Source organism: Nostoc sp., assembly GCF_036919675.1.
In the GTDB taxonomy this organism is placed as follows: Bacteria; Cyanobacteriota; Cyanobacteriia; order Cyanobacteriales; family Nostocaceae; genus Nostoc.
Map to the genome: position 1 here is coordinate 12,438 of NZ_JBALCP010000098.1, position 12,493 is coordinate 24,930.

Annotated in this window: 14 protein-coding genes; 10 read left to right on the forward strand and 4 right to left on the reverse strand. The window is 40.1% G+C overall.

The window, feature by feature from the left end; genetic code table 11:
- Window positions 1-104 precede the first annotated feature (104 nt).
- From V7K49_RS20655 to V7K49_RS20680, 6 genes are all read left to right on the forward strand, one after another.
- Complete coding sequence (locus tag V7K49_RS20655; RefSeq protein ID WP_335207184.1) at window positions 105-1,547, forward strand: hypothetical protein; 1,443 nt, start codon at window positions 105-107, stop codon at window positions 1,545-1,547.
- A 164-nt stretch (window positions 1,548-1,711) separates the two neighbouring features.
- Complete coding sequence (locus V7K49_RS20660; protein WP_335207185.1) at window positions 1,712-2,170, forward strand: macro domain-containing protein; 459 nt, start codon at window positions 1,712-1,714, stop codon at window positions 2,168-2,170.
- Window positions 2,171-2,369: 199 nt separating this feature from the next.
- A complete protein-coding gene (locus V7K49_RS20665) occupies window positions 2,370-3,143 on the forward strand; it encodes a nucleoside phosphorylase (protein WP_335207187.1) in 774 nt (257 codons plus the stop codon).
- A 424-nt stretch (window positions 3,144-3,567) separates the two neighbouring features.
- On the forward strand, window positions 3,568-4,116 hold the full coding sequence (locus V7K49_RS20670; RefSeq protein WP_335207189.1) for a retropepsin-like aspartic protease family protein: 549 nt from the start codon (window positions 3,568-3,570) through the stop codon (window positions 4,114-4,116).
- Window positions 4,117-4,142: 26 nt separating this feature from the next.
- Window positions 4,143-4,535, forward strand: a complete 393-nt coding sequence (locus tag V7K49_RS20675; protein ID WP_335207191.1) for a carboxymuconolactone decarboxylase family protein — start codon at window positions 4,143-4,145, stop codon at window positions 4,533-4,535.
- A gap of 55 nt (window positions 4,536-4,590) precedes the next feature.
- Entirely contained in the window at window positions 4,591-5,409 is an 819-nt protein-coding gene (locus V7K49_RS20680) for an alpha/beta fold hydrolase (RefSeq protein ID WP_335207193.1), read from the forward strand.
- Between the two features lie 80 nt (window positions 5,410-5,489).
- On the opposite strand, the gene V7K49_RS20685 is transcribed toward V7K49_RS20680, so the two are convergent.
- The 3 genes from V7K49_RS20685 to V7K49_RS20695 all read right to left on the reverse strand — a co-directional run bounded on the left by V7K49_RS20685 (window position 5,490) and on the right by V7K49_RS20695 (window position 7,708).
- On the reverse strand, window positions 5,490-5,837 hold the full coding sequence (locus V7K49_RS20685; RefSeq protein WP_273762736.1) for a hypothetical protein: 348 nt from the start codon (window positions 5,835-5,837) through the stop codon (window positions 5,490-5,492).
- Window positions 5,838-5,898: 61 nt separating this feature from the next.
- Complete coding sequence (locus V7K49_RS20690) at window positions 5,899-7,383, reverse strand: CIA30 family protein (RefSeq protein ID WP_335207194.1); 1,485 nt, start codon at window positions 7,381-7,383, stop codon at window positions 5,899-5,901.
- Between the two features lie 166 nt (window positions 7,384-7,549).
- The gene (locus V7K49_RS20695) at window positions 7,550-7,708 is read right to left on the reverse strand and encodes a hypothetical protein (protein WP_335207195.1); all 159 of its coding nucleotides are present in this window, start codon (window positions 7,706-7,708) and stop codon (window positions 7,550-7,552) included.
- A gap of 57 nt (window positions 7,709-7,765) precedes the next feature.
- Here V7K49_RS20695 and V7K49_RS20700 point away from each other — a divergent pair, with 57 nt between their 5' ends.
- The 3 genes from V7K49_RS20700 (at window position 7,766) to V7K49_RS20710 (ending at window position 10,274) form a co-directional block, all read left to right on the forward strand.
- Window positions 7,766-8,275: a HugZ family pyridoxamine 5'-phosphate oxidase gene (locus V7K49_RS20700; protein WP_335207196.1), complete on the forward strand. Its 510-nt coding sequence runs from the start codon at window positions 7,766-7,768 to the stop codon at window positions 8,273-8,275.
- A 248-nt stretch (window positions 8,276-8,523) separates the two neighbouring features.
- Window positions 8,524-9,429, forward strand: coding sequence for an alpha/beta fold hydrolase (locus V7K49_RS20705; protein ID WP_335207197.1), 906 nt, complete (start codon window positions 8,524-8,526; stop codon window positions 9,427-9,429).
- 449 nt (window positions 9,430-9,878) lie between these two features.
- Window positions 9,879-10,274 carry a hypothetical protein gene (locus V7K49_RS20710; RefSeq protein ID WP_335207198.1) on the forward strand — a complete coding sequence of 132 codons (396 nt, stop codon included), beginning with the start codon at window positions 9,879-9,881 and terminating at the stop codon, window positions 10,272-10,274.
- Between the two features lie 580 nt (window positions 10,275-10,854).
- On the opposite strand, the gene V7K49_RS20715 is transcribed toward V7K49_RS20710, so the two are convergent.
- Complete coding sequence (locus tag V7K49_RS20715) at window positions 10,855-11,523, reverse strand: LuxR C-terminal-related transcriptional regulator (RefSeq protein WP_334869707.1); 669 nt, start codon at window positions 11,521-11,523, stop codon at window positions 10,855-10,857.
- Window positions 11,524-11,623: 100 nt separating this feature from the next.
- Here V7K49_RS20715 and V7K49_RS20720 point away from each other — a divergent pair, with 100 nt between their 5' ends.
- Entirely contained in the window at window positions 11,624-12,280 is a 657-nt protein-coding gene (locus V7K49_RS20720; protein WP_335207199.1) for a DUF3386 domain-containing protein, read from the forward strand.
- Window positions 12,281-12,493: the final 213 nt, after the last annotated feature.

Below are 12,493 nucleotides of genomic sequence, written 5' to 3' on the forward strand. Positions count from 1 at the left end.
AAATAAAGTATTTGAGTCTCTTGGGAAATTTCCTCAAACCAACTCACAGATATTCACTAGCCCTATTCAACGTCTATAAACTTTAGAAAATAATTGGAGGCAAAATGGTTTCTAATCAAAATATAACTGAGAATGATTGGAATTTAGATGAAAGTAGGACACTTATTCAGGCACTTATAAAAGATTTTTATAAAAATAATTTAAATAGTTTTGCAGATCCAATTAAACAAGAAGGATTAATCGCAGCAGGAAAAGAAATCTCTCAAATAATTATCTTGTTTAATAGACTTCAAAAACTCCTCAATAGAAATACACCACAAAATATTTGGTGGGACAAAATACCGAGATTAGTTCTACCTGATAATCGGGATAAAATTCAAAGAGAACTAACCGAACTCTCTAAAGCTTTAATATTTGCAATAGAAGCTCTGCGGGAATCGTCATCGAATCTCAATATTGCTCAAGCTATTAGAGTTGACGTTGAACAAATTGTTTGCAAATATGAGCATCCTCTAACAGGATTTATCATCAACCCGTTTTTATCAGTCCACCGTTCACCATCAACAACGACTAAAGTAATTTTTGGACTGATAAGTGCCGTTTTTATATATGGAGGAATTACTTCTTCTTCTATCACAGGACTTTGGATTTTTTCAGAAATTATTAATTACTACAACAACAATAATTATAATATAAGTAAGAAAGCATTACAAAATGAAATAAAAGATATTCAAAGATATACAGATAAACGCGTAGAGCAAATTCAAAATAAAGCTGAACAACAAAATCAATCAAAAAACCTAAATTCTCCTTCTGAAAATGATGTTAATAAATTGAAACAAAGCAAAGATGAAATTAAAGAATTAGGTATAATCTCACAGAAGAATACAGAGTTTAAGAGTACAGAGCTAACAATACTAAATAGTAACCTTGCTGAATTGAATGCACAATATAGCAAAAGGCAATCTGTAAATGAGAAGTATAACGAATTTCTTCTCCAACTAAGTTTAGCTATTTCGGCAGGAACATTAGGTAGCATTATCAGTATTTTAATTAGAATTGAAGAATTTCAGAAGAAGAAATATTCTGATCCACTAACTCCATTTCTTGTTGGTGCTTTTAAACCAATGATCGGAGGAGCATTTGCTGTTTTGTTTTTAGCCTTGATTAACTCTGGAGTATTATTAATGATTATTAATCCAAATGTATTGAAACTCAATCAAGCTTCCCCACAACAATCATCTCAAGACCAACAAAGGTCTATGATTTTTGTAATAGCTTTTGTCGTTGGATTTAGTGAAAGACTTGCAAAGGATTTTATAGGTAAAGCAGAAGAAATAGCAGGTGGTAACCGAGATAATCCTGGATCTAAACCAGTTACTAATGAATTATCAACTGATATAGATAGTTTAAATATGTTGCCAAACCAACTAGCTATTAGTGGTTTAAGAAATAGTGTAGTGGCTTCCAATCTATTAACAAATCAACTAGATAGTAGTGATTCGCTAAATGGGAAAGATGATTTAGATCCTCGCAAAATAGACTAGTTGAATTTGCATCCGAATTACGCAAATGTCATATTTTTTCGTAGTGCTATCGACTTATGTATTGGCTGGGCATCTTGCCCACCCCGGATTCCCTGAAGGGGTTGAGAGTTGATGTTTGCCTTAGCTGAGAGCTAAAATAGTATTCAAGCGGAGGAAATAAAAGCTTGAAACTGATATTGGTAGCTCCCGACTCTTTGTTGTGTGCAGCCTTTCAACAGCATTTTAATTACTTACCCAATGTAGAAATAGTAAATGACTATTTCGAGTGGTTGCCAGATTTTGATTGTATGGTCAGCCCTGCTAACTCTTTTGGAATGATGGATGGTGGTATAGATGCGGCAATTATCCGTTTTTTCGGTACTTCCTTAATGGCAAGAGTGCAGCAGCATATTCTTGAGGATTATTTGGGTGAACAACCTGTGGGAACATCAATGATTGTGGAAACAGGTGATCACAAGCATCCTTTTTTGGCTCATACACCTACTATGCGAGTTCCCATGATAATTGCTGGGACAGATATTCCTTATGTAGCGATGTGGGCTATGCTGCTGGCAGTTCGACACCATAATCAACGCGCCAAGCAAATAATTAACACTATTGCCTGTCCTGGATTGGGTACATGAATCGGACGAGTGCCATATACCGAAGCTGCTAGACAGATGGCATTAGCCTACGATCATTTTCTATATCCACCCAAGCATCTCAATTGCATAGTTGCGGCAGAAAGACAACTTCAGATATGGGAAGGAGGAAATTCACTCTAGGAAAATAGAAATCGCCTTAGCATAGTATTGTGTTAAGGCGATCGCTACTCTCAATTCTATGACTGGTAAACGCTTTTATCACATTGGCTTTGGGCAAGATGATTTGGGTTCATTGCCTCCCAACATTGCTCTATTATCTGGCGATCCGGAACGATCGCGTCTAATTGCTGAAACTTATTTGCAGGATTTGCGCTTATTATCGGAGAATCGCGGACTCAATAGCTATGTGGGATACTTACCAAATGGTCGCCCCATCTTATCTGCTACTAGTGGTATGGGTGCGCCTTCATTGAGTATTGTAGTCAATGAGTTAATACAAGTAGGAATCCGGCAAATTATTCGCATTGGAACTTGTGGTTCCATTCAACCCGATGTAACCGTTGGTAGCGTTGTTATTAGTAGTGCAGCATTGTGTCGCCAGGGTGCAGCAAATGACATTGCACCTGTGGAGTATCCAGCCGTAGCTGATCCGTTTCTCACAGTCGCCTTAGTTAAAGCCGCGCGAGAATTAGAGGTTGAATATCACGTAGGAATTACGGCATCAGTTGATACTTTTTACGAAGGACAAGAACGTATTGATTCAGCGAATCCAAATTTAATGCGATCGCTGCATGGCATCACAGAAGAATATCGGCGCTTGAATATCTTAAATTATGAGATGGAATGCGGCACACTATTTAAAATGGCAGGAGTGTATAATTTTGCAGCAGCAGCTATTTCTGGTGTAGTAGCTGGGCGTACTGTTAGTGAAAATATCATCTTAGAACGAAAGGATATTGCTGTTAAAAATGCGATCGCAACTGCTGTACATGCAGCAGCAACCTTTGAGTAAGCTAATTAATATTTACTTCATAAATATAGCGGTTCTCGTTTGCATGAAGTAGATTTTTCAACCTTACTCCCAACCCCTCTCCTTAGCAAGGAGAGAGGAGTGTTTGCGTGCCTAAATGTGGGGTGAGGTTGTGACTGTATTGCACCGAAGTGAGAACCACTATAAACTCTCAGTAGTTTTATGGAGTCTTTACCTAATCTTTAATTTATTAATTAGTAATTATAGCTAATATATATTGAGCAAATTATAATTTGATCTGATAAAAATAAATGGAAAAAGTAGAATATCTCCACAAATAATTATAAATTATTCATAATTGTCCTGAAAATATCCACATCATCGAGAATATTAGTAATAAACTTTGAACCTATTATAAGTACTTTAAATATTAATAAATGTCTAAAAGATTGAAAAATAAGATAACATGAATAATCAGATAAAAATCATGACTTTAACTGCGATCGGACTGATGCCGACGCTAATATTTTTAACATTCTTTTATCGGGCAATAGCTGACGATCCAGGAGTATGTTACATGGTAACCTCCTCTGGTAAAACCGTTGGATTGGGAAGCCTCTGTGGTAATATAGTCGCACCTTCAGACAACAGAGTTTTTCGAGTCCCAGTCAAACGCCGCTTTGGTGGAACTCCTGTGATTGATGTCACCTTCAATGACAAAAAAACCTTTGAAATGATTGTAGATACAGGTGCCAGTGAAACCATTATCACTCTAAGTATGGCGAATACACTTCAACTCCAGGCTACAGGTACAATGCAAGCTCAAATTGCCGATGGTAGCCAAGTAGAATTCCCAACCAGTAAGGTAAAATCTATTGCAGTAGGTGGAATTACAGCCAATAATCTTCAGGTAGCGATCGCACCCAAAGCAAGCATCGGCTTACTGGGCCACGATTTTTTTGGCAACTATGATATTAAGATTCTAGAGAAAGAGGTGGAATTTCATCACCGCTAATGTTCGCAGGTAAAAACATTATAAACATGACTAAGCTGATTGAATACGAAGAAGCCAGCAAGGAAGTCCGGGCAGTATATGACGACATCCGCGCCACCCGCCAAAATGACTATATCAATAACTTTTGGAAAGCTATAGCTAACCATCCCCCTACCTTGCAACGAACTTGGCAAGCGGTGAAGGAAGTGATGATTAGCCCTGGTGAGATTGATCCACTGATGCGTGAGCTAATTTATATCGCCGTGAGTGCGACGAATGGCTGTGAGTACTGCATCGCCTCGCACACAGCAGCGGCGCGTGCCAAGGGGATGAATGATACCATGTTCGGGGAAGTAATGGCGATCGCAGCCACTGCCAACATGACCAATCGCCTCGCCAACGGCTATCAAATTCCGGTGGACGAGAGATTTAAGCCCTAGGAGTGTAGCCTTGTCCATCGCTGCTTAAAAGTAAGGTTTAGCAGAATTATTGACTATGCCCAAGGTTCAGATTAACGGGATTGATTTGTTCTACGACATTAAGGGAAGGGGTGAGCCTTTGCTATTAATAGCTGGCTTCCTTTGTGATCATGCCTATTGGTCGCTAATTATGCCATCGCTGGTTTCGCAGTATCAAGTTATTCGCTTGGACAACCGAGGGATGGGACGAAGTTCTGCTCCTGAAAGCCCCTATAGTCTGAAACAGATGGCTAGTGACGTTGCAGGATTGCTCGATCACATTGCGATCGATAAGGTGCATCTAGCAGGTCATTCAATGGGTGGTCAGATAGCTCAAGAGTTAGTGTTAGCACATCCTGAAAAGGTGCACAGTCTGATGCTACTTTCATCGTTGGCAAAGGGTGATGAATTATTCAACAGCATCATTGAAACTTGGGGCGACCTCTGCGGTAATGTAGACCTAAAACTTTATGAAAAAGTCGTATTACCCTGGATATTTACAGATACGTTCTACTCGATTCCTGGGATGATCGAAGGTCTGATCGAATTTGCAATCAGATATCCTTTCCCGCCTGCGACTCATTCACTCTATGATCACAGCCGAGCCATGCTTGACTTTGACACAACAAATCGCCTTCAACAAATTCATTGTCCTACCCTAGTTATAGTTGGTAAACAAGACATTCTCACCCCGCTAAAGTTTTCCCAGCAACTTGCTCAGGGCATTCCCAAAGCTGAACTTGTAGTCCTCAATGGTGGGGGTCATGGCTTCTTAATTGAGTCGCCGGATGCTGTGGTTTCAACCATGCTTAACTTCCTGGGAAAGTTGAAGCCAGCTTACACCAATTCTTTGTAGAAACTGCACAAAATCAAGCTTGATCAGACTTGGGGCAAAATCCCCTTGTTCTGGAGCAACCTGACGGGTAATTTAAATATTTAGCGTGTTTCTAATTTAGAAACTCGCTCCTCTAATTTATTGACTTGTTGCTTTAATTCAACCACCAAAGTTGCCAGCCGATCAAACATCTGATCTTGCTGCGATAAGTTCCCTCTGGAACCAGTTGACTGTCGTGGGGTAAGTGTTGTTCTTCGGGATGGTGACTGGCGCCTTTGACCGAGTTGAGACTCTATCTGGTTTAACCGCGACTCGACACGATTAAAGTCCGCTTCCAGGTTGTTGATGCGCGACTCCACTTGCTGCGATGAAGCAGTGTTTCCAAATAACCCACCCCAGATAATTGTTGCTAAAATCCCAGCAAGTATTAGCACTTGGATTTTTTTCATAACAGTCTATTTAGACAGGATGTGTTTATATGTACAGAGGATAAGTCTGTATTCACTTGACTTATTTATCCTGTTCTAAGTTAGAAAATAGCTTCTGCCAATCGATAGAGTTAAGAGGATTATCTCCCTGTTTTACCTCAAACGTGACATTACAAGCTTTCGCTAGTTTTAGCGCTTGCACACAAAGTTCTGCCACATCCTCACGGCTGATTTTGCCCTTAATATTATCGCCTTGCTCAAATATTAATTCCTTACCCCCTGGTTCCTCAGTTAAAGCACAAGGTCTAATAATCGTATAAGGAATTCCGCTTTCTCTTAAACTATCTTCTCCCTTCAACTTCCAAGTTAAAATTCCTCCTAATTGATCATTTAATTTCACAGCTGGCGGTTCTTCATCTAAATTAATGCCAGGGCGTCCGGGACGAGTCACACCTGCTGAACTGACTAGAATAAATTGTGGTAAAGTTGTACCGCCATAAGCTTTAATTGATTCCAACTGCAAAGCAAAACCACCGGGAGAAAATTTGGCATTTAAAGCACCATCATGTTCAAATTTGCTCAACATCAGTTGGAATGAAGAAATTCTATTCTGCTCAAGTGGCGGCGCATCTTTGACAGTTTTTGCCCGAAAGACGGGAATCAAATCTGCAAAGGGAATCTGAACATCTATCCAGGTATTAGCTACGGTATCGAAAGAATAGTTGTAGCCAATGCCATCCCATTTTGTATCTGTCCGTAGGAATATTTTATAACGCTGACCGTCACCTTTGACGCGCAATTTTACACCTTCGTAACCAGATAAGTTGAAGGGGGGATCAAAATTCTTAGTTCTGATAGAAGCAAATCCGCCAGAGTTATCGGTGGAGACATTACCAGCAAATAAAGCTGTATTTTCTACTAATTGGATATTACTGGCACTCACGCCACCCATGACGACATCATCCAGCGCCCCCCAGTTATCCTTTAATTCTGCTGATGGCTTTGTGAAATCAAATATTAGTTTTTCGTTTGCTTGGGGTAAATATTTTGCGGCCGCTTGGACTAAGTTTTTGACACCTTGATATTCTACATTTTCTGGGGTGTCGCCAACAATTTCTGGCTGGTAGAATTTAACACCTTGATAATATTTTGCTCTATCTGCTGTGTCACCCTCTACTGGTTGCACACGCACTGCTGTGCAACAAACTACAGCTTGGATATCAGCCATAACTAAAGGAGTTAAAGTTTGAGGTTGAGTGATATCCGCAACTACAAAGTCTATATCATTACCAAGAATTGACCGTGCTTTGTCAATGTCTCTAACAAGCGCCCGAACTTTATAACCCCGTTCGAGCGATCGCTCCACCACTCGTTTACCTACACCACCTATTGCACCTGCTACTAGTATTACACCCATGTTTCTTCCTCCATTGGGTCTATCTTGATTATCCTTAGGACGGCCTTTCCTTAACTGCTGTACCCAGTTAAGGAAAGGAATTACCTCAAAGTAAGTCAGGGTTTCGATAAACCTGCCTAAATCCCATTGAGAACGATTTTTGTCAGTCACATTTGCGTCCTCACAACTTTCTTAAGTTTAGCCCAATGTTTGTTTCTCCAAATCCTCCGGTACTCATAACTTTGCTTTCATTAGGGGAATGAAGGAGACTAGTACAGCGGGCGCGTAAACCCAGCTAATATCTCAATTAACAAGACTTGGGGCAAAACCTCTTGTCTTAGAGGTAGGCAAACTGACGCCACAGGATCTTAGCTACAATTAAACCAAATCTTTGGGATTCCATGTGATGCCGAACAGCCCGCACTTCTCTACGAGACGCTGCGCGTAGCTTGCTTCCACGAAGTAGTACGACAAGCTCAGTGACCATCGTAGACATCGCTGAATCACGTTAGGATACTTAATTAGGTGTTCCTAATCAAACGGTAATTTACTTATGAGCCAACTTGAAAACATTCAAGCTGAATATGAAAAGTTTCCTGAAGAGTTAGAGAGTGTAATCATTAGCACCGTGAGCGCACAGGCAATACCCAATGCTAGTTATGCTCCCTTTGTAATGGATGATTCCAAGAATATCTACATTTACGTCAGTGGTCTTTCAACTCATACCAAAAATCTCTATGCCAATCCTCATGTTAATGTCTTGTTTATCGAGGATGAAGCCAAGAGTAATCTAATTTTTGCCCGTCGTCGTTTGAGTTTTGATTGTACGGCAACTTTGATAGAGCGTGAAACTGACAAGTGGAATCAAATTGTTGAGCAATTTCAAGGGCGGTTTGGTCAAATTATAGAGGTTTTGCGCGGCTTGTCTGACTTTCGGATTTTCCAGCTAACTCCTAGTGAAGGTCGTTTTGTAGTTGGTTTTGGGGGAGCTTATCACATCAGTGGCGATCATCTCGATCAACTTGTTCAGATCACAGGAGATAGTGACCAAAAGCAAAAATAAGCAATGTAAATTTAAAAATTAAATCTCATTATTAAGAAGCATCGTGGCGGAATAATTTGTAATTAATGGTATAATTTAAAGGATTGATCAATAAAGACATAAAACCCATACAGTATCGACAATTTAGACTACCCCATTTATGCGTGGGGTAATCATGAATTATAAATTAGTTCTATGAGTAAGCTTTACTTTATACCTTGTAATTTTGCCTTCGCGTAAACTGCGATTAAACTAAACTCTTTAATTTTATGCTTCAGTTTCAACCTCCTGGCTTTGGACATAAACTTATCCATACATCCTTGGGGGCGATGGTTTACTATACCCAAACGAATGCACCTTGGGCGATGCCTGCGGCGAGCAAAGCGATCGCTGACACTGAAGATTTACGCCCACTACTGTTTCTCCATAACTTTGGCGGTGGAGCGTCTGCATATGAATGGTCTAAAGTTTACCCAGCTTTTGCCTCTAAGTACCACATTTTAGCCCCCGATCTAATCGGCTGGGGAGAATCGGCTCATCCAGTCCGAGATTATAAAATTAGGGATTATCTCAGCACGATCGCTGAGTTTATCATCCAAACTTGTCGCCAGCCAGTAACAGTGGTAGCCTCGTCTCTAACAGCCGCTTTTGCTATCCGCCTAGCTATTGTTCAACCCAATTTATTCAAAGCACTGTTTTTGGTATGTCCCTCTGGATTTGATGATTTTGGGGAGGGTGCTGGACGCAGACTTCCGCTTTCGGTGATCAATACGCCTCTGTTGGACAATTTTATTTATATCCTTGGTGCTGAAAATGAAATTGCAGTCCGAAATTTTTTACAAAGTTTTCTGTTTGCCAAGTCACAACGAGTATCACAAGAGATGGTGGAGGCTTATTTAACCTCTGCACAACAGCCTAATGCTAAGTTTGCCGCTTTGTCATTTTTGCGGGGCGACCTTTATTTTGACCTGAGTTTATATATTCAACAACTGACAATTCCCACGAGGATTTTTTGGGGAGAAAAGGCACAATTTACTAACATTAAACTAGGACGACGCTTGGCAAATTTAAATATAAGTGCAATTCGAGATTTTTATGCGATCGCAGATGCAGGAATATTACCTCATTTGGAAATACCAGAAGTTCTCATTGGTCTATTGCAACGGTATCTTTAGGAGTTAGGAGTTTGAATTCCTGATTTTTCCCTTTTCCCTCCTACTTAGAGAGCAACTCTGCATTTAATGCTTTAGTGATGCGATCACCAGAAGCTTGGAAGTGGGTCATGATGTAAGTATTAAGGCTTTCACTAAGTTGTTTTAGTCGGTCTTGTTTATGAGTTTTTAATTCTTCTTTATCCAATTTATAATAACAGTTTTATGTATTCGGCAATTGCTTTCGGATAATGCTCTTTCATTATGCAAACTCTCTAATTAAAGGCAGTATAACTCGTTACTTGTGCCCATAGACGAATTACAAATATCCATGCATCTAACAAATCACATCTTCCCCAAGCAAGATTTAAAAAATATTTCTTTTTTATAACTCAGATATGCCTTTTGTTAGAAGCATAATTACCTTTTTATAGTTAATCTTTAATTTGTACTCAAAAAACAAGCTAATTGGCATGATAAATTTTATTTCTAGGACGATTGGTCACATCAGTTCTCTGCTTAAAGGACTTCAGGTAAAATCTTTTTTGGCTGTTGTCCTAGTTGGTTTTCTAGTGCTGACGACGAATGTTAGTTATGGGCAAAAGGACAAAGGATTAGGCGAGAGAGTTCGCGAACAGGTAGAGCAAAATGATGCTCAAAGACCGAAAACAGTAGGGCAGTGGAATAAAGAAGCTCGTGAAACGGAAGGTTCTCCTGGTGAACGAGTTCAGAAGATTACAAAAGAGTCAGCAGAAGCCTTTAAAGAATTTGGATCTGGGTACGTAGAAGGTGCTCAGAAAACAGCTAGCGATGTAGGGGACAGTGCGGCAGATACAGCCAAAAATATCTCAAAGAAAGTTATACCCTAAATGCGTTACCATCCTCTATTGGCAGCAAGTAGTAATAACTTTTCGCCAATAAATGAGTAACAATAGGGACGCTGGTATCTAACTAACAAACTTTTCTAATGCTTGGGTAACGAGCTTACCTTTGTTGATTAAAGATTGTAGCATTTATCAGTTGCAAAAAATATAGGACTTTAGTAGGGGCGCACAGCTAGCTGTACGCCCCTATTGCGTGTTGCATCCAAAAGAGAATTACTAATTTTAAGTTGCTGCAAGCTACACCCGTCGCAATAAGCTAGGGTTAAGAATATTTGTAGGTTGGGTTGAACGTAGACAAAGGAGGCGGCTTAAGGCAGGGTAGTGAAACCCAACAAACCACGAAAAATGTTGGGTTTCTACCCTGCCCTGGTTTTGGTTTTTGGCTTTAACCCAAGTGTATTGACGCCCGTCGTAGACATTGCCTGCACCTTGTTGGATGCATCTACACTGCAAAATCCAGATTAATACCAGATAAAAAATAACTAGGACTTACGGACTGGAAAAATTTCTGCTCCTGTGAATTAACAAAAATACGTCGTTTTAGGCTTTTGTGAATTATCCTTTATCAAACTTGTATATCTTGCAGTTTTGCCACCATTTCTGCACGCGCCGAAACCTTCAACTTACGAAACATCCTCTTCAAAGCTTGTTTGACAGAATTTTGCGTAATCCAAAGTTTTTCCCCAATTTCCGCGTTAGTTAACCCCTGCGCCACTAACTCGGCAATTTCTAACTCACGCGCTGTTAGAGGACTTACTAAAAGGGAATTGGATATTTTTGGTTTTGTCCGTAGAGTCGCCATTTTTGCTGATAAATGAATGCATAAGGCACTTAAATCTGCTAAATCGTTGCCATTAAAAGCAGGATATCCCTTGTCACGAGCCAAGTTAAGCGTTCCTACAAGACGACCATCATAAACTATTGGCCCGGTCATCACGTGTTCGTGATCAGAACGCGAACAAAAATGCTTCCAGTCTCCTGGTGATAATAATAATTGCTCATGGGCGGGAGCATGACGCTCAACCACGTAGCGCCCGACTGGATTGCTTTCTAAGCATACTGCCGGAATACCCTGAATATCAATGTCAGTCGTTGGCTGCTCATTTAGGAAATAAATACCCCAATTTTGCACGCAAAAATGCTCACCAATTTTATCCGTGAGAGCTAGTCTTAATTCTTGCTCATTTTGGACATTAGCGATCGCATCAAATACGGTGTAGAGAGAATTAACCATAAGTGTACCCAGTTGGGGACTATCCAAGCCTCAACAATTACTTCTATGCTAATACCAAGAAAACTAAAACGCTAATAACAGTAGCGACTAGGAGAAGCACATGACAGTTACACAACTCTCTGCTCAGGAACTTTTCCGGGCTGCTTATGAGAACCGCTACACTTGGAACAAAAATTTCCCTGGTTATACCGCAAATATCACCTTTAAGCAAGATGATAAAGTATTTACAGGCAAAGTTATCATCAGCGCCAATCTCAAAGCCGAAGTTTTGGACGTAGATGACGAGTCGGCCAAGCAGGCTATTCATGGTCAAGCCTGGGAAATAGCAATTCACCGCATCCGCCGTAGTTTTCAAGATACCCACAGCGCCAATACGTTTAGCTATGGTAAAACTGACGAAACTGGTGCAGTTGAGCTTTTAATGGGTGGTAAGGCTGAGGGCGATAAATATAAAGTCCGCAATAATGAAGTATGCCATGTTCACCGTCTCATCCACGGTACTTTCGTGACAATTGACACCTTTAGTAGTCATGACACAGGGGAAGGTTACCTGTCTCACACCTATGATTCTGTATACCATGATCCCAAAACTGGGGAACAAAAGGGTGGTAGAAGCGAATTTACCGATGAGTATGAAAAAGTTGGTGAGTATTTTATCTTAAATCGTCGGGAGATTCGCACCGAGACAGCAGGACAAGTATCTATTCAAGAATTTGTCTTCTCTGACATCAAATTGTTGGAACCTGTTGCAGCTTAAGCTCTATTTTATCATCTAAAAATTAGCGATCGCTCTTTAACTTAAGGGAGCGCTCGCTTTTATTTTTTGGCGTTTTGAATTCTGACAAAATGCGCCTCATCATGCGCCTCAATGAGAGGGAAAGTTGTGGCAGAATATGATTTTTTGAGAATTTAATAGTCAAAGTGAGTTAATCTTTGAAATTGGTTTAGTTACATCTGATGGAGATGTTAT

What these genes read in the sequence shown, in the direction of transcription:
- V7K49_RS20720 (WP_335207199.1), top strand. Translation starts at nt 11,624, where the DNA reads ATGACAGTTACACAACTCTCTGCTCAGGAACTTTTCCGGGCTGCTTAT.
- V7K49_RS20675 (WP_335207191.1), top strand. Translation starts at nt 4,143, where the DNA reads ATGACTAAGCTGATTGAATACGAAGAAGCCAGCAAGGAAGTCCGGGCA.
- V7K49_RS20685 (WP_273762736.1), bottom strand. Translation starts at nt 5,837, where the DNA reads ATGAAAAAAATCCAAGTGCTAATACTTGCTGGGATTTTAGCAACAATT.
- V7K49_RS20700 (WP_335207196.1), top strand. Translation starts at nt 7,766, where the DNA reads ATGAGCCAACTTGAAAACATTCAAGCTGAATATGAAAAGTTTCCTGAA.
- V7K49_RS20655 (WP_335207184.1), top strand. Translation starts at nt 105, where the DNA reads ATGGTTTCTAATCAAAATATAACTGAGAATGATTGGAATTTAGATGAA.
- V7K49_RS20680 (WP_335207193.1), top strand. Translation starts at nt 4,591, where the DNA reads ATGCCCAAGGTTCAGATTAACGGGATTGATTTGTTCTACGACATTAAG.
- V7K49_RS20695 (WP_335207195.1), bottom strand. Translation starts at nt 7,708, where the DNA reads ATGTCTACGATGGTCACTGAGCTTGTCGTACTACTTCGTGGAAGCAAG.
- V7K49_RS20705 (WP_335207197.1), top strand. Translation starts at nt 8,524, where the DNA reads ATGCTTCAGTTTCAACCTCCTGGCTTTGGACATAAACTTATCCATACA.
- V7K49_RS20665 (WP_335207187.1), top strand. Translation starts at nt 2,370, where the DNA reads ATGACTGGTAAACGCTTTTATCACATTGGCTTTGGGCAAGATGATTTG.
- V7K49_RS20715 (WP_334869707.1), bottom strand. Translation starts at nt 11,523, where the DNA reads ATGGTTAATTCTCTCTACACCGTATTTGATGCGATCGCTAATGTCCAA.
- V7K49_RS20670 (WP_335207189.1), top strand. Translation starts at nt 3,568, where the DNA reads ATGAATAATCAGATAAAAATCATGACTTTAACTGCGATCGGACTGATG.
- V7K49_RS20710 (WP_335207198.1), top strand. Translation starts at nt 9,879, where the DNA reads ATGATAAATTTTATTTCTAGGACGATTGGTCACATCAGTTCTCTGCTT.